The sequence below is a fragment of the Planctellipticum variicoloris genome, from assembly GCF_030622045.1.
Lineage (GTDB): Bacteria > Planctomycetota > Planctomycetia > Planctomycetales > Planctomycetaceae > Planctellipticum > Planctellipticum variicoloris.
The window spans coordinates 3,960,244-3,978,457 of record NZ_CP130886.1 but is presented as its reverse complement, the minus strand read 5'-3'; the positions used below and the strand labels follow the sequence as shown (position 1 = coordinate 3,978,457).

The window sequence follows — 18,214 nt, the reverse complement described above, 5'->3', positions numbered from 1 at the left end:
CAGAGATGGGATTGACGTGGATGCCCCGTTCGGCGGCGTTGAGATCCCGTGCAAAATGGGAAGTGAAAAATGCAAAGTGCAAAATGGGAAGAATGTGGGGGAAGCGGGTTCGCCCCCTGACGGGGTCGTAGAGATATCGGAGTGGCGTCGGACGTGCGACCCGATCGAAGTTGCGGAGGAGGGTGCAAGGACGCTCCGTTCCAGGGGTGTCGCTTCGCTCAACCACTGGCTACCTTCTGTGACCCCGTTGGGGGCAACCATTCGCAGCAATGAGAGTTCGGGGCGGACGGAAGGATTTTCGACGCTCGGACGAAGTGCACTGGTGGCTGAAGGTCACCAGCACCACCCGAAATCTCTCTTCTCTGCGAACTCCTCCGACCTCTGCACCTTTGCGTGAGATCTTGATCCTGCGTTCCAGGGCGGCCGGGCGCGCCTGGACCTACTTGGGAATGACTTCATCCGGTTCTGGCGGGTAGGGGCCGACGCGGAAGGGGGTGTCGTAGGAGTTGAAGATTTTGCGTTCTCCAATCGACCAGACTTTCTCGTCTTTGCGAGTGGCCTTCAGTTCGTAGATGGTCATGGGGGCGAAGCCGAACTGCCATTTGAGGGCGTCGCCGTTCTGGACCAGTTCCAGCAGCAGGACGGCTTCGGGGTTGGTGCCCATTGCGAACGAGAAGAGGGCGCCCTCGACCACGCCGGCCGCTTCGTCCGTATAGCGATGCAGGGGCTGGGGCATGAGGCGGAGGATTTGCGTTTCCGGCTTGTCCCAGCCGAATTCGTCGGTGACGGTGAACTCGGCGGCGATCTGCCGCATCTGCGTCAGCCGGAGGTTCGTCGACTTGGCCGGAGGTGGTCCGTCTTTGAGATCCTGGAAAGCGAAAATGGCTTTGGCGGGTTTCCAGATGCTTTGCGTGCCGCGCAGCATTTCGAATTCGACCGGGGTCACGGCGTAGAATTCGTGGACTTGAAACTGCTGATGGTGGAAGGCGAACTGCACCACCGCGGTCGGACGCCCTCCGGTCGTGTAGAGCCCGACGAGTCCGTCCTGGACGCCGCTCACGGGATTCGACCAGCGCAGCAGCGGCGTGGCCAGCAGTTTTGCGGGAGTCCGATCGGGGCCGAGCCGAAGCTCGTACCGACCGAGGGCTTCTTTCATGAACTTGAGCCGTTGTTCGGCGAGTTCGTTGTCGGCCGGCGAGGTTTTCTCCTGGGCGGGCGGCTTCTCAGCGGGTTCCTGCGCCGGGCAGAGGGGCAGGGCGAATGCGGCGTACGCCGAGAGGCTGAGGAGGAGCCGAAGCGCGTGCATGGTGCGGCCTTCGCGGATGGTTTCTGCAGACATGGCGACTGCATCGTAGAGGGGTTCCGGGGCGGTGGCAAGGATTTTCGTGAAGTGGTTCAGGGAGCGCTGTGGGGTGACAGCGGGGGGGCGTCGTGGAGGTGGAGCAGCGAGAAGAGCACTGGTGGCCGAAGGCCACCAGTGGCACCCGAGATGAGGGCTGGCGAGGGGTTCGACACAGTGGTACGGTGTTCCGGTGAACGGGCCACGGGGTGTGAACGGGGAGATGCTGAATGCTGAAGATTCCGAAGAAGGTCGTCGAGCGGTTCGCCGGGACGCTGAAGGGGTATCAGGGGGTTGTGGCGGATATCAAGGCGCGGGACGTGTCCGAGGCGGATACGGTGACGGTGGCGCAGCAGCGGATTCGGAAGGAGACGAATAAGTTGGCGCGGGTGCCGGCGAAGAGGGAGGAGATTGGACAGTCGGTGACGACCGGTAAAACTCGGCAATCCGACGAAAAGTGGCGGCCGGCCGTAACGACATGACGGAAACGCAAAGACGTATACACCGCTAACATTGCGTACGTAATCCGCACAAGCCACACCGTATTATTCACACATGACCTCTTACTCATTCGCAAGGACATCGCGTGAAACTCGAAAACGTCGCCGTAAGCAACTATCGCACCCTGCAGGACGTCAGCGTTACCTTTCGCGGGTTCTACACGGCCATCTCTGGACAGAATAACGCAGGAAAGACCACGCTGATACGTGCAATCCGCAACACATTTAAAGACAACATGCGAGAAATTGTGTTTTTCCGGCGAGACAGTGAGGTAACCTACCGCGACGACAAGACCCAGTGGGTATCAGGTACGCCTGATATCTCCTTCGACTACGTCATTTCGGTCGATCGTTCCGACGATCCAGGTCTTTTCCTGTTTCTGGAAAAATTCAACGAACAACCTCTCCCCGGAAGCACTAGCCACCTTCGGCTCTTGCTTTCATACCAGCCCAGCGACGACGTCGCCTGCACAGCTTGGATTGACGGACGTGAACAATCAAGCTTTGCGTCAAAAGAAATCTTGCAAAAGCTGACATCCTCAAATCTAGCATTTATGCACGACTCGGCAGATCGCGGATTCACAATTTACGGATCCCGGGGACGACACGTCCAAGAACTAATGTTCTCTCCAGACGAAATGAAACAGATCGCCAACGAACAGCGCCGCGTTCAGAGCAAGATTAAGCAAATATCCAAAGGTCATCGCGCGGAGCTATCGGCGCTTCTCGGACACTTGGAAGACAAGTACGAAGTAGACTTTACAATACCAGATGGCGCTTTCTCCGGGACGCTTCCATTCTCTATCAATCTGCGGGACAAGAACGTTGATGTTCCTCTCAACGACTGGGGTAGCGGCACTAAGAATCGCACTCACATCATGATGTCGATCCTTCAAGCAAATCGAATCCGCTCTAAAGATGATGAAAACAAGATTACGCCGATCATAATCATTGAGGAGCCCGAGAGTTTTCTCCATCCGTCCGCACAAGCAGAGTTTGGGCGGGTGCTGATGGACTTGGCCAATGAACTGAGAATCCAGACGATTGTGACTACGCACAGTCCGTACATGCTATGCCAAGACAGTATTGCATCGAATGTTCTTTTGAATCGAAAGCTGACCCGCGGGCGAGCTAAGGAGACGGAAGTCGTTGCGGTGAGCGAAGAGACCTGGATGGAGCCGTTTAGTGAGATCCTTGGGCTCGATAACGCTGAGTTTGATCCGTGGCGTGGTGTATTGCACAGTTCTAAGCAGCGTGTTCTTTTGGTTGAGGGAGATATCGATCGAAAGTATCTTGAGCACATTCACTCGCTTGAATTCGAGGGGTTTGTCTTGCCGGACGGGTTAGATATCGTTCCTTACGAAGGCAAAGATGCTCTTAAGAATACGATATTGCTGAAGTTTATTATCGAGAAGTTTAAGCGGGTGCTCGTTACATTTGATCTTGACGCGAAGCCGGAACTTGAGCGCGTCATGCAACAGATCGGACTTGAAGAAGGGACTCATTTCGTTGCTGTCGGGGTTGACCGATCGGGCAAACAGTGCATCGAGGGACTGATCCCGGAGCGAGTTCTCTCGAAAGTCCATGGCCAGAACACGGACCTTGTGATGCAGTTGAGTGCTCAGGAGTCGCGGGATCGCAAGTCGGCAAAGAGTGCTCTAAAGCAGAAGATCCTTGCCGAGTTCAAGAGCGATCGATCAATTGCGATTGAAGACCTACGCGGATTTGCCCCTATGTTCAGGGTCATCGGGAAGGCGCTTGGGTAAGTACTATGTGCCGGCCAAGTTGTTGATAGAGTCGTCGCGCGACAAGCTTCCCACGGCTGCGCCGCCCCGGTAGATCGAAGACGATCGACCGGGGCCGCGCTGTCAACCAGTCGCGGAAGACCACGCCCATCGCGGACTCTGGGCGTGCCACCCGGGTTGGGGAGCCATTGTGGTTGTGGCGTGAGCGTGGGGCAGACTCCGGGCGCTGACGCTTCCGGCTCCGGGGGGAGGGGAAGGCGGCCGGGAGCGCCCGGCCCTACTTCACGCGGGGGGCTTCCGGGTGGATTGTGCCGGAGAGCTCGTAGAGGTTGATCAGGGCGCGGTTCAGGATCGCTTCGCCGGCGCCGATGGCGGCGGGGGAGACGGGCGGGTCGGCGCCGTAGCCTCCTTCGGCGATGGCTTCGATCGTCGGAAAATACATGTTGTGGTCGTTGCAGTAGCCGAAGAAGAGGGTCGGGCCGACGTGGGAGCGTTCCTTCAGCCGGCGGCTGTGGCTGCTGAAGAACTCGCCCGAACCGCCGACCAGACCGATCTCGCCGTTGAGCAGGATGGTGTTGGATTCCGCGGTCACGCCCTGGTCCATCTCCAGCACGAAGCACTGGATCAGTTCGGGGAAGAAGGCGACGCTGTAGCCCGCCGTGACGACCGGGTTGGTGAAGTCGATCCGCGACGGGAACAGATAGCGGTCGACCTTCCCTTTGACGGAGGGTTTGGCGGGGACCTTCGTCTCGGCCCCCTTCGCCAGTTCGACGACGTGCTGGGCGAGGAGCTCGCCGAAGGCTTGGGGGCCGCGGATGCCTTCTGGTGAATTGGGGCTGAGATCGCCGGCGGCTCCCTGCAGGAAGAGGCAGTTGGTGGCCAGGTCGGCTTCGACCTTCTGCTGCAGGTAGCCGGGGAAGTCGGCGGAGAATTTTAGGGTCGCGCCGTCGGTCATGACCGGGTGGGCGGCGAAGTTGACCAGGATGGCGATCGGCTGGCCGGCGGCGTCGTCGAAGCGCATGACGGCCAGCATGGGATCGGTGGTTTTGGGTTCGCGCTTGGTCTGGCGGTTGCGGTTGAAGGGGACGTCTTTGGAGGCGATTGCCAATCGGGCGGGGCGGGCGTTTTTGTCGGCTTCGAGGATGGCGGCGATCAGCAGTTCGGGGAGTTGCCGGTTGTAGGCGACGGCGTCGTCGAAGGTTCCTTTGCCGTAGCCGGGGCGATCGAGGAGCTCGATGCAGGGGCCGTGATGGGTGTGGCTGCCGACCATGAGGACGTGTTCGATGCCGGCCCTGGCGGCGATTTCTGCGCGGATGCGATCGGTCATGGCGCGGGTGGGGCCGCGGCCGAGGTCGAGGCCGACGAGAGCGAGCTTGGCGGGGCCGGCGTGGATGACGAGGGCTTTGGCGTAGAGGGTGTCGAGAGCGCCGTCGCCGAGGAGGGCGTGGCGGGCGCCGTAGCCCCACATGGGCATGGGTTTGGCGGGGGTGATGTCGCGTTTGGCGAAGCCGACGTTGAAGACGGGTGCGGGGTCGTCTTCGGCGAAGGCAGGGGAGAGGGTGGTGAGGGAGAGGAGTGCGATCAGGAGTCCGCGCGGGGGCATGGTGCGCCTTTGCTGGTGCGGGGCCGGGATGAGGTTGCGAGGAGGCTGGGGGTTTTGATTCCGGATGTTTCGGATCGTGGGCGCAGCGTTCGGCGAAGGGGGGCTGTGCCGTGCACAATGACTTGCGGAGCCGGGGGGAGCAAGGGAGGGCGGCGGAGGGGGCTGAGAATCTCCGGAAGGGAACGGGGGCTGGTTTTCCCGCGGCGGTCGTGAGGTTCCGGGGTGTCGACCGCCGCATTGTAAGACAAATCGCGATGTCTCCAGTTCATTCGTGCGCGGTCGGCGGCGGCGTATCCCGCAGAATCGCTGCTGCCGTTTCAATCGGGAGGCGAACGATTGGAGTCGGCCGGTTGTAGGTAGAAACCGGGATGCCGCGTTCCGTTCTTGAAGCCAAGTTGAATCTGGTGCAGTGCGCGTGCAGGGGATGATTTCAGTCGCGGAGGACCGTGGGCTGATCCGTCGCCGGCGCTGTTTTGAGGCGATCAACATGGCCAGTCCCCCCGCGGAGAAACCGGTCCATTGGGACCCGACCGACAATGGTCGGGCGGCGGGCGGGGTTGTGGATGCGACTGCCGACAAGACGCTGGCGATGGCGGAACCTGCGTTTCGCGGCATTGATTCGCGGGAGTTTGCGGAGGTCTTGAATCTGGCGCAGCAGGGGGCGTTTTCCAAGCCGGAGCTGGATTTTGCGTTTGCGGCGCTGTTGATTCGGAGCCGGCTGGTCAGCGAGCGTCAATTGCGGCAGATGCTGAAGGACTGGACGTCGTTTGGCGAGGTGTCGCTGCACAGTTTTCTGCAGCGGCAGGGTTCGCTCTCTGAGGAAGATCTGGCCGAGGTCGAGGCGGAGACGCGACGGTTTTTGCGGTCGATCGAAGCGCATCTTTCGTGGGAGGCGTGCCGGCAGAGTCCGTCCCGGCGGACGTCGTGGCTGCTGGAGCGGATCGATCCGAATGGGAAGATCGCCAAGATTTTCGGGCTGTCGGGGATTCCGCGCGGCGTGCCTGGGGCTGAGGAACGGTCGTTTCTGTCTCGATTCCGGCTGATTCGCAAGCTGGGTCAGGGGGGAGTGGGCACGGTCTGGCTGGCGGTGGATACGAGCCTGAACCGGTACGTGGCGGTGAAGGAGATTGTTGCGGAAGGGGGGCTCAATCCGTGGTCTACGATCCGCTTTCGCCGGGAGGCGGAGATTACCGGTCGGCTGGAGCATCCGAGCATTGTGCCGCTGTATCTGTTCGGCGAGAACGGGGAGGACGGCCGGCTGTTTTATGTGATGCGCTACCTGGGGAACCGGACGCTCGATGATGCGATCCGGGAGTATCACGAGCGGCGGGAGCTGGGGCAGGAGGATCCGCTGGCGTTTCATGCGTTGTTGACCGCGTTCGTCAGCGTGTGTCAGGCGATTGCGTACGCTCATTCGCGCAAGGTGATTCATCGGGATCTGAAGCCGCAGAACATCGCACTGGACCACTTCGGTCAGGTGATCGTGCTCGACTGGGGTCTGGCGCGGTCGCTGGGGATGGACGATCCGTCGAGCGTTCCGCCGCCGGATGTTGAAAACGATCGGGACGAACTGGAGGCGACGCTGGCGGGGCAGGTCATGGGGACGCCCATGTATATGGCTCCGGAGCAGGCGGCGGGCCGGGTGGATGACATTGACGAGCAGACGGACGTGTACGGCCTGGGGGCGATTCTGTATGCGATTCTGACGGGGTATGCGCCTCACGAGCTGAGCAGCGAGACGCTGGGGGCGGGGAGTCGGATGTCGGCGTTGCTCGACGCGATCGTGGACGGCAAGACGACCCCTCCGCGGCGGCTGAATCGCAACGTTCCGGCGGGGCTCGAAGCGATCTGCCTGAAGGCGCTGTCGCGCGGCCGGCATGCGCGATATCCGTCGGCGGCGGAGTTGTCCGACGATCTGCGGCGCTGGATGGCGGACGAGCCGATTTCGGCGATGCGGGAGCGGGCGGGACAGCGATTTTACCGATGGACTCGTCGCCATCCTCGGCTGACGCAGGCTGCGGCGATCCTGTGCGCGCTGGCGGTGGCGGCAGGATTGACGGGGAGCGTGATTTCGTATGAGGCGCACGTGGCGTCGGGGCGGGCGGAGCTGCAGGCGGCGGTCGACGACTGCCGGAGTCTGCAGCGCAAGCTGTCGGCGGCGGTGGATGCGCTGGCGGACGATGTGCGATTCATGGGGTCGGTGCCGCCGGTGGCGGGGGTGCTGCAGGAGTCGGGGGGGGAAGCGGGTCTGGCGTGGTCGGACCAGCTCAAGACGATCTATCGGGGGCTGCTGGATGCGAATCCCAATTATGCGGCGGTGACGTGCTGGGGTCATCCGGAGGTCAAGGGGACGCCGAAGCCGATTCGGGTGGAGAATTCGGGGGCGCAGCGGGGGCTGCAGCGGCTGGATCTGACGGCGTTTTTCACGCGGCATCTGCCGGCGATTTCCGGGCTCACGCGCGGGGACGTTTACATTGGCGTGCCGGGGCGAAAGGGTGCGCCGTCGACGCCGGGCGAACTGCCGACTGATGGAGATCGCGGGCGCAGGAGCGGCGAGCCGATCAGCGTCTGCATCGTGGCTGGGATTGCGGTGTTTGACGCGACGGCCGCGCGAAAGCTGGGGAGCGTGGCGATTGAATGCGATATCGAGCGGATTCTCCGGGACCATATTGAGAGTTCGCCGGGCGGATCGAGAACGATCTACTTGACGGACAACGAGGGGCGGTGCGTCATGCGATTCCGGCGCGAGACGGGGCTGCGTCCGGTCGATCCGGTGCATTCCGTGCCGATCAGGAATTCACAATTTGACGCCTACTTTTCGGATTCCGACGCTGTCGGCGTCTGTTCCGTCGGCGCGGCATTGTGTGCGGCGAAGATCCCGCTGAGTCCGCGTCGGTCGGACCAGTATATGGGGTTGATCATCGACTCGCACTGAAGGGCGGCGGCCCAATAATGATCGTGGTTGCCGGTATCGTCCCGGGCAATTGAGCGCTTTGAGCGGCGATGTTCAAAACGCCAGAAATCCATTGTTCATGAATCGAGATGTCCGGGGATTCTGCTGCGCCGGTTTTTCATTGTGCGGCTGTGAAATGCATTGAGACTCGCCTAGAAATGAGACGATGGAGAGTGGCATTCCTTCTCAGGACATTTCAAAGCCTTCTGTCTGAACTTCCAATGAGGAGACAAGCACAGAGCGGGTCGGATTGCACCGGCAGGAGATTCTCAGCCGGGCCGGACAGTTCCCAGTCACCAGGAGCGTTTCCATGACGGATTCTCGTACGGTGGTCATCTATCTGGAGTCGACTCCGCAGGTCGCCGAGCTGCGTCACCTGCTGGAGGTTGCGGGGTTTGACGCGTTGATGTCCGACAGCTCGGACCAGATTCGGCGTCTTGGGAACCAGCGACGGATCGACTGTCTGATCATCGAGCAGGAGCTGACCGGTTTTCTGACCGGGATCGAGATCGTCGAGCGGATCCGTCGAGAACTGCTCAATCCCGTGGTGGTGTTGATTGGAGACGTTCCGCCGGAGCAGTATGCGCTGATGCGGGAGCTGAAGGTCGATCACGTGCTGTCGCATTCGATGGCGCCGCAGGTGATCGTCGAGTGCGTCAGGGCGTCGCTGCTCACATCGGGGCCGCGGTCTCTGCGAATTCCGCTGGCGGCCCGGCAGATCGCCGAGGCGAGCGACTGTTTCAAGCCACTGCCGCAACTCGTGCTCAAGGTGATGGGGCGGCTGGGCGAGGACGGCGGCGATACGGGCGAACTGGCCGCCGATCTCAGCACCGATCCGCGGCTCACGGCGGAACTGCTGCGGATCACGAACAGTTCGGCGTCGGGATTGCGATTCAAGGTCAATCATCTCGGCGACGCCATCAAGTACCTCGGGTACCGCCGGACGGTGGCTCTGGTGGTTGCGATCACGCAGAAGTCGCTGCATGGCGACGGGCTCCGCAAGCTGCCCGGCTGGGTGGAACCGTGGTTCCGGACGAGGCTGGTGCTGACAGCGAGCGTGGCGCATGTGTTTGCGGCGGAGTTTCTACCGGGGACGGCGGAGACGGCTTATGTGGTCGGGCTGCTGCAGGATCTCGGGATCTTGTCGCTGGCGCACCATCTGGGGCCGAGATATCTGCAGCTCGTCGAGCGGTGCCGGTCGATCGGTCAGCTTCAGCTTCTGATCGGGGAACACCAGCAGTTCAATGTGGATCATGCGGAGGTGAGCGCCGCGCTGCTGCAGAAGTGGGGCGTGCCGGTGTCGATCATCGCTCTGGTGCTGAACCACCATGACGACAAGCCGCGGGAGTTGACAGAGTTCGAGATTCAGATGACGGAGATCGTGAGATTTGCGGAGTCGGTCGCCGACATGCACGACGCTCCCAGTCCGCAGCGGCAGCGGAGGCTGATTCAGCAGGCTGAGGCTTTTCGCGGGCTGCGGTCGGATTCCTGCAAATCGTGTCTGGCGCGGGCGGTCGCGAAGACCGCGGAGTTCGAGACGCTGTTGCAGATACCGGTTCCCCCCGAGGAAGAGTTGCAGAAGTTTATCGACAGCCTGAACGCCGACCCGCCGGCCGCGGATCCGGAGTCTATCGATGGCTACGGGCCAGAAATTGTCCGGGGGGCCCATTTGCGGGAAGAGGCCGTTGGTCGGCGACTGCTGGTCGTCGAAGATGACGAAGAGATGATCGAGCTGATTACCGCGCTGCTGGAGGGGCACGGTGTGGAGGTGGTGCCGGTGAAATCCGCCGAGCGAGCGATCAGGATCGTCGAGGAGTTTCTGGGGGTGCTGTGCGACATTCACCTGCCGGGGATGAGCGGGATCGAATTTGTGGCGGATGCGCGTCGTCGCGGGTACTCGGGATCGATTGTGATGATCACTGGCGATTCGACGCGGGACTCGGTCATGCGTTCGGCGCAGAGCGGAGCGACCGGGTATTTGCTGAAGCCGTTCACGCGGAGCGAACTGGTTTCGACGCTGCGACGGCATCGGGTGCTTCCTTAAGTCGGGCCTGGCTGGTCTCAATCACCGGCCACGAATGTGAGGCGCGCCGTCTATATCTCCGTGGAAAATACTCTGACATCTTCGAAGTCCCTCACCCTGGCCCTCCCCCACTGAAGACAGCGGGAGAGGGGACACGACGAGAAGAAGGGCTGTTGCAGCATCGATGCCGGTGAATTGGTCTTGTTCGAGTGAAAGCGACCGTCATGGTTACCGACGATCGTCGCGGCGATCCGCGATTCTTGAACGCGATGACGTCTCTGCAGTTGGCGCGACTTGAAGGGGACGAGGGCACGGCGTTTGCGCTGTGGCCGGACTTGACGATTGCGTATGTCAATCCCGCCTGGGGGAGGTTTGCGGCGGCGAACGACGGGAGTCCCGCGGTGGCGGACCGATGGTCGCCGGGGGCGAGCATCCTGGATGCGATTTCTCAGGAAGTTCGACCATATTTTGCCAGCCGCTATCGACAATGCCTGCGGGATCGGACGGACTGGAATCACGACTATGAATGTTCGTCGCCCGACCGGTATCGCGTGTTTCGCATGCGGGTGTTCCGCGCGGAATCGGTCGAAGCGCTGATCGTGATCAATTCCTGTCGAATTGACTTTCAGAGCGTTTGGGAAGAGCGACCGCCGCTGGAGGAGTGGTATCGTCCAGCGAGCGGCCTGATCCTTCAATGTTGCGACTGCCGTCGCTTTCGGCGGCTGACGGCGAAGCTGGTCTGGGACTGGGTTCCCGCGTGGGTTCGGCAGGCGCCGTCGCGAGTCAGCCACGGCCTCTGCGAAAGCTGCCGGGCGTTTTACAGTCTGCAGTGACGATCGCCGGACAAGTCGTGGTTCGGGGGCCGCGGCGACTTGCTTCGAGAGCAAGTTCTGCTTTGCGAGTGCTGTTTCGGGCTGCCGATCGACGACGTCCGGCCTGCGATTGCAGGGGCTTTGCCGAAAACGGGCGGGAGACGAGCGCGTGAGCTTGCCGGGCGGGGGAGGATTCCGTGGGTTGCGAAACGCGGGCCGATTGAAGACCATGACCGCGTCCCGGAGGTCGGTCTTCCCGGTCTGCAGCTCGCGATTCGCAAGGCATTGCGGCGTCCCATGACAAATCATCCCGTTCACTGGTCGGAAGGACTTTTCATCAGTCCGCATCACTTCCAGCTCGGCGAGCGCCGGATGCGGGAAGAGGTGGCTCTGGCGCAGCAGTGGCATGTCGGGTATGCGTACGGTCTGCGGAAGATCAGTCTCGACGCGGAGGCGCTGTCGAACTGGCGGGTGTCTGTGAGCCAGCTTCACGTCCGGTTGCGCGACGGCACGTTCGTGCGGTTTCCGGAGGATGCTCTGCTGTCGCCCGTCGAAGTTCCGCGCACGGCGTTCCGGAATTCGCAAGACCGGCTGACGGTCTCTCTGGCGGTGCCGCGACTGCAGCTCGGCCGGAAGAATGCGGACGGGCCGTCGGGAGAGGCGGTTTGCCGATATCACGTCGAATCGCAGGAAGTCGAAGACGAAAATCAGGCGGGAAATCCGATCGTCGCCGACGTTCGCTGGCTGAATGCCCGGCTGCTGCTGGGGGATGACGACCTGTCGGGCTATGAGACGCTGCCGATCATGCGGCTGCGGCTGGGATCGGTCGCCGAGGCGCCTCCTGAACTGGATCCGGAGTACATTCCCCCGTTGCTGGCTTGCGACGGGTGGTCGTACCTGCAGGACCGGATTCTGGGGAACATCACCGATCAGCTTGGCAGCCTGGCCGACCAGCTTGCCCGGAACATGCTGGACCGGGGGGTGGCGTTTGAGAGCGGGCACCGCGAGGACCTGGAGCGGATCTTCAAGCTGCATTCGCTGAACACAGCACTCGGATACCTGGTGAATCTGCCGTTCGTGCGGGGCATTCATCCGCTGCAGGCGTACATGGAATTGTGCCGGATCGTCGGGCTGATTTCGATTTTTCTGCCGGAGCGGCGGATGCCGCAGGTGCCGATCTACGATCACGACGACCTGGGGAGCTGTTTCCACGCGATTCGTCGGCTGCTGGATATCGACCAGGAGAAACAGCGGCGGGCTTATATCAAGCGGCCGTTTGTGGGGGCGGGGCTGCAGATGCAGGTGCGGCTGGAGCGCGAGTGGCTCACGCCGGGATGGACCTTTTACATGGGCGTCGAGTCGAAGCTGTCGTTCAGCGAGGTGGACAGCCTGCTGACCGATCGCCTGGATCTCAAAGTCGGCAGCAGCGACGTGGTGGAGAACATTTACCGCGGCGGAAAGGGGGGGGTGAAAGCCCGCCCGGAAGCGGCTCCGCCTCGGGATTTTCCGGGGTCGGGCTGGACGTACTGGAAGCTGGATCGCGGTTCGGAAGCGTGGCAGGCGGTCGAGAAGACGCTGAACCTGGGAATCCGGTTCAACGAGAAGCAGGTCGTCGGGGGAATCGACGGCGAGCAGACGATTCAGATCCGTACCGATCAGGGCCAACTGGTGGCGCTGTCATTCGCTCTCTACGCCATGCCGCAGACTGCCTAAATGACGCCTGAATTCGCACAACCGGTGAACCGCATCTTCGATTCGGTGCTCGATCTGGTCGACCGGATCGAGCGTCACGAGCGTCCCGACCTGGGGGAAGAGAAGAAGCTGATCCGGATGGATCTGGACGCGCTGATGGCGGGTGCGAGCAGCCGTCCGGGACAGCGGGGCGAAGACTTCGAGCTGGTCCGCCGGGCGCTGATTTACTGGGTCGACGAAGTGCTGACGGCGGCGGCAGTCGACTGGAAGGACATGACGCTGGAGTTCGACTACTTTGCGGAGAAGAACCGGGCGTGGCGGTTTTATGAATTTGGCGAGCGTGCGGCGCGGTCGAGTTCGTCGGATGTGATCGAGACCTGGTATCTGTGCCTGGTGCTGGGGTTCGAGGGGGATCTGGGGGAAGCGTTCCGGGAGCATCTGCATCAGCCGCTGCCGGGAAACGCCTCCAACTCCAGCGAAGCTCGACAGGCCTGGGCCGACGAGCTGGCGCGGCTGATCCGCAAACCGTCGTTGCCCGAGTTTAACGGGGAGCCGCTCAGCGGCGGGGTGGAGCCGCTCACGGGAGATACGTGGCTGCAGACGATGGCGGGAGGTCTGTTCGTCGCGAGTATTGCGTTTGTGGTGCTGCTGGCGGTCTACCTGAAGTTCCGGCAGTCGTGAGGCGTCTCGGCAGCCTGCTGGGGAATTGGAGACAGACAGGCATGTCTGTCCCACCCCAAGCGAATCCCTCTGAAGAGGCGGCCCGGGCATTCCTGTGCGGGCGATTCGCTGGAGTTCTTCAACGCGGCGGTCTCAATCACCGGCCACGAATGTGAGGCGCGCCGTCTTTTCTCCGTGGACGACGCTTCGGCGCATTCGAAAACCCTCTCCCTGGCCCTCTCCCACTGAAGACAGCGGGAGAGGGGACAAGACTCAAAGAGACGCTGTGTCAGAATTGATGCCGGTGATTTAGAACTGGACGCTCGTGGCGCGATTGAGCGGCGCTCCGAAGTACCAGTTGAAGAGCAGGCGAAATTCCCCGTCGAACGGTCGGTCGGAGCCGCCTCCCAGCGGCGCGACATAGCCGAGCATCAGCGATTTGTTCTGATGGAGGATCAAGTTGGTTCCGATCACGGCATTGACCGTCTGGATGCGGTCCTGGCGGGAACCGACGGTGAGGTCGAAATTGCGGACAGTGTCGGTGGCCTGCAGCGAGTTGTTGAAGTGGAGCTCCGTGAAGGCGGAGGCCCGCGTCAGAAGCGAAGACTGATCGGCCGCGTCGTAGAACCAGTATCCCGTCCCGATGCTGGAGAACAGATAGGTGGGATCGTTGAGGTGGCCGATTTTCGTCAGGTTTCCATAGGGATCGGGAGCGAATACGGAGCTGCCGTTCGTGCCGATGTCGATCTGCATCATGCCCTGGGCGTACCATCGATCGCTGGGGGTGTAGACGGCGCCGACGAAGGGGAGCAGGTGCCAGGACTGGTTGGTGATCGTCGCGACCGGATCGCCGTACTGCGTCGCAATTCGCAGGTCGTCCGCGGTTGGTGCGGCGACGCCCAGGCCGGTCGACAGAGCGAACTGTTCGTCCTGATAGATCAGGCCCTTGAAGAACATGGTGAGATTGCCCAGCTCATACTGATTCGAATCGAAGTTCACCGGGCTGATATTCGAGTTGAAATTCCCCTGGTTGTAGGTCGTATTCGAGCTGAGCGTCGTGGCCATCGGAATCCGGAGTTCGACCGACGTCCGGCCTTCGAAGAATGTCTTTTCGAAACCGGGAGTCAGGCGATTGACGGCCAGGCCGCCGGGAATCATGTTGACGTTGTCGAAGTAGTTGTAGCTGAGGAAGACGCGATCGCGCGGAATGGGGCTGGTGTTCTCGGCCAGCTTCATGACGCCGACGCCGTTCGTCAGAGGAATGGCGACCGAGTTGTTGTTGATGATTTCGTTGTACGTGCCGGTGATCTGGGTGCCGGCCCCGCCGAAGTAGTCGCCCAGGAATGTCGGCACGCTGTTCTGCGCCGTCAAGGCGCCTTGGCCGGCGCCGAGGGAGGCGACCAGGGGCTGCGTCTGATTCATGGCGGGCGGAGCGGGGGCGGTCGGCGAGAAGACGCTCTCCGGGCTGATCAGGCTCGAAGAATCGCTGCAATGACCGGGGAGTCGCGGGGAGCAGGATGCCGGCGGCGAGTCCGCGGTCGGAGTCCCCTCGGCCGGACTGGCGTCGTTCACCAGATGAGCGTCAAACAGGCCGGCGTCGGCTTCGCCGGAATATCCGACCGGCCGGACGTCCGACTGGGCCAGGATCATGCGCGTCGGGAGCAGGAGCGCGAGCCCGGCGCACAGCAGGAGGCCGGCGGTGCGTCGAACGTGAGTGATGCTCATCGAAGATCCTCTTGTCGGGCGAGATCCGACGATCAGAACACAAAGCGGTATTCCAGCCGGAACAGGTCGCTGTAGAACTGGTCGCTGGTGACTGGAATGCCGAAGCCCGCGTAAATCGACTGCCGCTGCATCATCATCGGTCCGGGCGAGTTGCCCAGTCCAACTCGGACGCCGGGTTTGACGTTGACGATGGTGTCGCCGGAGGCGCTCTGCAGCCCGCCCTGGGTCGGGCTGAACTTCTGGCCGCCCAGGAAGGTCCAGCCGACGACTTCGAGCGTGGGGATGACGGTGGCGCGTTCGCCCTGATGCAGGATGTAGCCGAGACCGCCGCCGTACTGCAGCACATTGCTGGCGAAGGCGGAGACGCCGATCGGCGTGAAGCCGGTCAACTGCCCCTGGAGCAGCCAGCGGTCCGTCATGCGGCGGTAGTAGAGCAACGACGGTTCGAGGCTGACGTGGTGGGTGCCGAGTCCGCGCTGCGAATCACCGGTGGGGATATAGGTGCGCCACTGGAAGGTGAGGTATTCGTCTGGCTGGGCGATGAACGCGTACTTGAAGCCGACGTTCATGTCGCTGAATCCGCCGGTGCTGCCGAGGGCGGGCAATCCGTCGAGCGAGTGAAAATCGACGAATCGCACGGGGAGTTCGGTGAAGACCGAGAACCGGGAGTTGAAGGCGTACTCGAAGTACGGGCGAATGTCCTGGTAGTCGACGCTGGTGTTGATTCCGCCGGGGCCGTTGGCGTTGGGGTCGATGCCGAGCTGCCGGAAGCAGCCGCACTTGGCGTAGAAGTATTCGCCGCGATCGGGGAAGTCGTTGCCGTTGGCCACGTCGTAACGGAGCCGGAACATTGTGGCCGGTGCGGCGGGATCGAGATATCCGCCGGGCATGAGCGCAGCCGCGACGGAATTCTGCGCGGTGAGGGCGCCCTGGCCGGACTGTAGAAATCCGGCGGAGGGGGCGGGTTCAAAGACGGCGCCGGGGTCGGAGAGCGATTGCGGGGCCGGCAGGGTGGACTCGGGGCAGAAGGGGGCGGGGGGCGTCGAGTTCTCCGGAACCTGGTTGAGGAGCAGGCTGTCGAAGAGGAGTTCGTCGCTGCCGGAGGAAACGGCGGCCACGGGCTGGATGCGGCCGACCGGTTCGATCGCGGAGACGGGCGGCGCGCTGCAGGCCCAGGCCAGGCCTGCGAGCGGCAGGAGTCGATGGCATCGATTCCAGTTGAGAGATTTCATGGTGAGCCGCCGGAAATCTGGAGTAGGGTCGAGACCGTTTGAGCGAGAGTTACTGGCCCGGGGACTGCGGGAGTCAGACGCAAACTATCGAGCCACCATGTAGCGGCTGGCGGCGTCGCTGTTCAGAACGAAGCGGGGAGGCTGGGACTTGAAGATTTCCCAGTTCTCTTTGCTGGCGAACAGGTAGAACCGGCCTTCGTACTCGCGAAGGAACTGGCCTTCGACGAGACGCTGTCGTTCGAGCCATTCGACGGGATCGATGCCGCCGTAGGCGGGGGCGTAGGCTTCGGGATTCTGATCGAAGGCGGCTTTGGCCTCGGCGCTGGCGAACTGGTAGGTATGTTCTTCGAACGTCGACGCGAAGGCCGGTTTTCCCTGGACGAACTGGCGGTTTTTGAGCCCGACGACGCAGTAGCCCTTGAGGCCCGTCACCAGGGGGAGGGTCAGTCCGTCGGTGGGGCGGGAGAGGGCCGCCTGGCGGGCGGTTGCAGGAGCCGGGGAGGGGGCGGAGGTCTGCGAGAGCTGCGGCTGGGGAGTGGTCCGTCGAGGAATGACCGATGTGGACGGGGGAGGGACGAGCTCCGGCGACGCTTGCGCGGGGACTTCCTTCTCCTCGGCGGGGCCGACTTCCTTGGGTTTATCGGGAGGGGGCACATCGGGAACCGGCGTCGGCTCGGCGTAGGTTGCGGCGACGGTGGCGCACAGGCAGAGACCCTCGGCCGCGGCGTTTCGGACCCGTTCGGAGGGTTCGTTCCAGCAGCACTGCTCGTCCTTGCCGTAGGCGACGTCGGACAGTGCGTTCATGACTTTGGCGTTGCAGCAGCCGACGCAGCAGTCGTAGCGGGGGGCGTCCTCGTTGTCCTTAGCGACCTTCTTTGCCAGCTTTTTGGCGGCGCCCTTGGCGCTGCGGATGAGGGCCTGCTGTTCTTTTTTCGAGTGTTTTTCGGTTTCGCGGGCGGCCTGCTTGCGGCCGCGGCACGATTCGCAGTCGCATTCCGAGTCCATGTTGCTGCAGCCGCGGCTGAGCATCATCCGCAACGACATCACTGCTTCGTAGCGGACGTCTTCGGAGGGATCTTCCTGCATGGTGGCGATCAACATCGCCTGGGCCTGCGGGTAGGTGACGCAGTCGACGGTGCCGAGGTAGGCCGCCGCCTTGACGCGATTGGGGGCGTCGAGCTGCACGCCGCGAATTCCGGCGGCCATGCCTTTCAGGGAATCGGGAGGGGCGCCTGCGAAGGGGGGGCGCTGCAGTGGGTCAGTGGCTTTGATTTTCTTGGTGAGCGCGATGGGCTTGGCGGTGAGCCAGTCCATGAAGGTGGGCTTGATGTCCGGGCTGGTGAATTCGGGGGCCGGGGGAACCGGAGAGCCGTCGGCGGCTACGACGGATCCCCCGAAGGCGAGCAGGCCGAGCGCGACGGCAAGTCCGTAGAGTGCGCTGACGGGGGCTTTGAGCGGGGTCATACCACATTCCCTGATGGTCGACGGCAAATTCGTCTGGGTCGCGTCGGGGGATATCGAGCGCCAACGGACGGGCTGGACAACTCTTTCCGGTTGTCCGTCAAATGTTGCCAATTCCGCCGATCGACGCTGACGAGCCCTGTAGGGATCGCCTCGGTTCTGCGGTATGAAACGGCGACTGCGTGAAACGCGAGTGTGCGAAATGTTTGAACGTCTGTGATTGAAACGACTTATCGCCGATCGGCCGTCGCGAGCGGTGTGGGATTAAGTGGGAATGATTGCAGCGAGTCTGACGATGGCAGCGATTTTGTTGAGTCTTAACGATCACAGTTGTCGCTGGAAAAAACGTGAAAAGTTTTGTCCCCGCGCCGATCAGGAAGTTGCTGTGCGAAGTCTGCGCAGACTTTGCGGCGGGTCGGGTTGCGAGGGAATCGTCGCGGTGCGGTCTGGTGGCCGTTGCTGCGGCCTG

At 62.3% G+C, this 18,214-nt stretch carries 12 protein-coding genes; 7 read left to right on the top strand and 5 right to left on the bottom strand.

All coding sequences use genetic code 11. From position 1 onward, the window contains the following. Positions 1–439: 439 nt before the first annotated feature. Positions 440–1,339, bottom strand: a complete 900-nt coding sequence (locus tag SH412_RS15445; RefSeq protein WP_336518910.1) for a hypothetical protein — start codon at positions 1,337–1,339, stop codon at positions 440–442. Positions 1,340–1,569: 230 nt separating this feature from the next. Between SH412_RS15445 and SH412_RS15440 the strand changes: the two genes are divergently transcribed. Both SH412_RS15440 and SH412_RS15435 read left to right on the top strand, forming a co-directional pair. After that, positions 1,570–1,821 (top strand): hypothetical protein, encoded by a 252-nt coding sequence (locus SH412_RS15440; protein WP_336518909.1) that lies wholly within the window; start codon positions 1,570–1,572, stop codon positions 1,819–1,821. 104 nt (positions 1,822–1,925) lie between these two features. Continuing rightward, positions 1,926–3,605 (top strand): ATP-dependent nuclease, encoded by a 1,680-nt coding sequence (locus SH412_RS15435; protein ID WP_336518908.1) that lies wholly within the window; start codon positions 1,926–1,928, stop codon positions 3,603–3,605. A 256-nt stretch (positions 3,606–3,861) separates the two neighbouring features. On the opposite strand, the gene SH412_RS15430 is transcribed toward SH412_RS15435, so the two are convergent. Continuing rightward, a complete protein-coding gene (locus tag SH412_RS15430) occupies positions 3,862–5,187 on the bottom strand; it encodes a neutral/alkaline non-lysosomal ceramidase N-terminal domain-containing protein (protein WP_336518907.1) in 1,326 nt (441 codons plus the stop codon). A gap of 487 nt (positions 5,188–5,674) precedes the next feature. Here SH412_RS15430 and SH412_RS15425 point away from each other — a divergent pair, with 487 nt between their 5' ends. The 5 genes from SH412_RS15425 (at position 5,675) to SH412_RS15405 (ending at position 13,348) form a co-directional block, all read left to right on the top strand. After that, entirely contained in the window at positions 5,675–8,122 is a 2,448-nt protein-coding gene (locus tag SH412_RS15425) for a serine/threonine-protein kinase (protein ID WP_336518906.1), read from the top strand. Positions 8,123–8,450: 328 nt separating this feature from the next. Next, on the top strand, positions 8,451–10,184 hold the full coding sequence (locus SH412_RS15420) for an HDOD domain-containing protein (protein ID WP_336518905.1): 1,734 nt from the start codon (positions 8,451–8,453) through the stop codon (positions 10,182–10,184). Between the two features lie 203 nt (positions 10,185–10,387). Then, entirely contained in the window at positions 10,388–10,996 is a 609-nt protein-coding gene (locus SH412_RS15415) for a hypothetical protein (protein ID WP_336518904.1), read from the top strand. Positions 10,997–11,272: 276 nt separating this feature from the next. Then, the gene (tssK, locus tag SH412_RS15410; RefSeq protein ID WP_336518903.1) at positions 11,273–12,688 is read left to right on the top strand and encodes a type VI secretion system baseplate subunit TssK; all 1,416 of its coding nucleotides are present in this window, start codon (positions 11,273–11,275) and stop codon (positions 12,686–12,688) included. Next, positions 12,689–13,348 carry a DotU family type IV/VI secretion system protein gene (locus SH412_RS15405; protein ID WP_336518902.1) on the top strand — a complete coding sequence of 220 codons (660 nt, stop codon included), beginning with the start codon at positions 12,689–12,691 and terminating at the stop codon, positions 13,346–13,348. It abuts the gene before it with no gap. Positions 13,349–13,636: 288 nt separating this feature from the next. On the opposite strand, the gene SH412_RS15400 is transcribed toward SH412_RS15405, so the two are convergent. The 3 genes from SH412_RS15400 to SH412_RS15390 form a co-directional block, all read right to left on the bottom strand. Continuing rightward, positions 13,637–15,052, bottom strand: a complete 1,416-nt coding sequence (locus SH412_RS15400; RefSeq protein ID WP_336518901.1) for a hypothetical protein — start codon at positions 15,050–15,052, stop codon at positions 13,637–13,639. A 32-nt stretch (positions 15,053–15,084) separates the two neighbouring features. Continuing rightward, positions 15,085–16,284 carry a hypothetical protein gene (locus SH412_RS15395; protein WP_336518900.1) on the bottom strand — a complete coding sequence of 400 codons (1,200 nt, stop codon included), beginning with the start codon at positions 16,282–16,284 and terminating at the stop codon, positions 15,085–15,087. 84 nt (positions 16,285–16,368) lie between these two features. Next, the gene (locus SH412_RS15390; protein ID WP_336518899.1) at positions 16,369–17,748 is read right to left on the bottom strand and encodes a hypothetical protein; all 1,380 of its coding nucleotides are present in this window, start codon (positions 17,746–17,748) and stop codon (positions 16,369–16,371) included. Between the last annotated feature and the right edge of the window lie 466 nt (positions 17,749–18,214).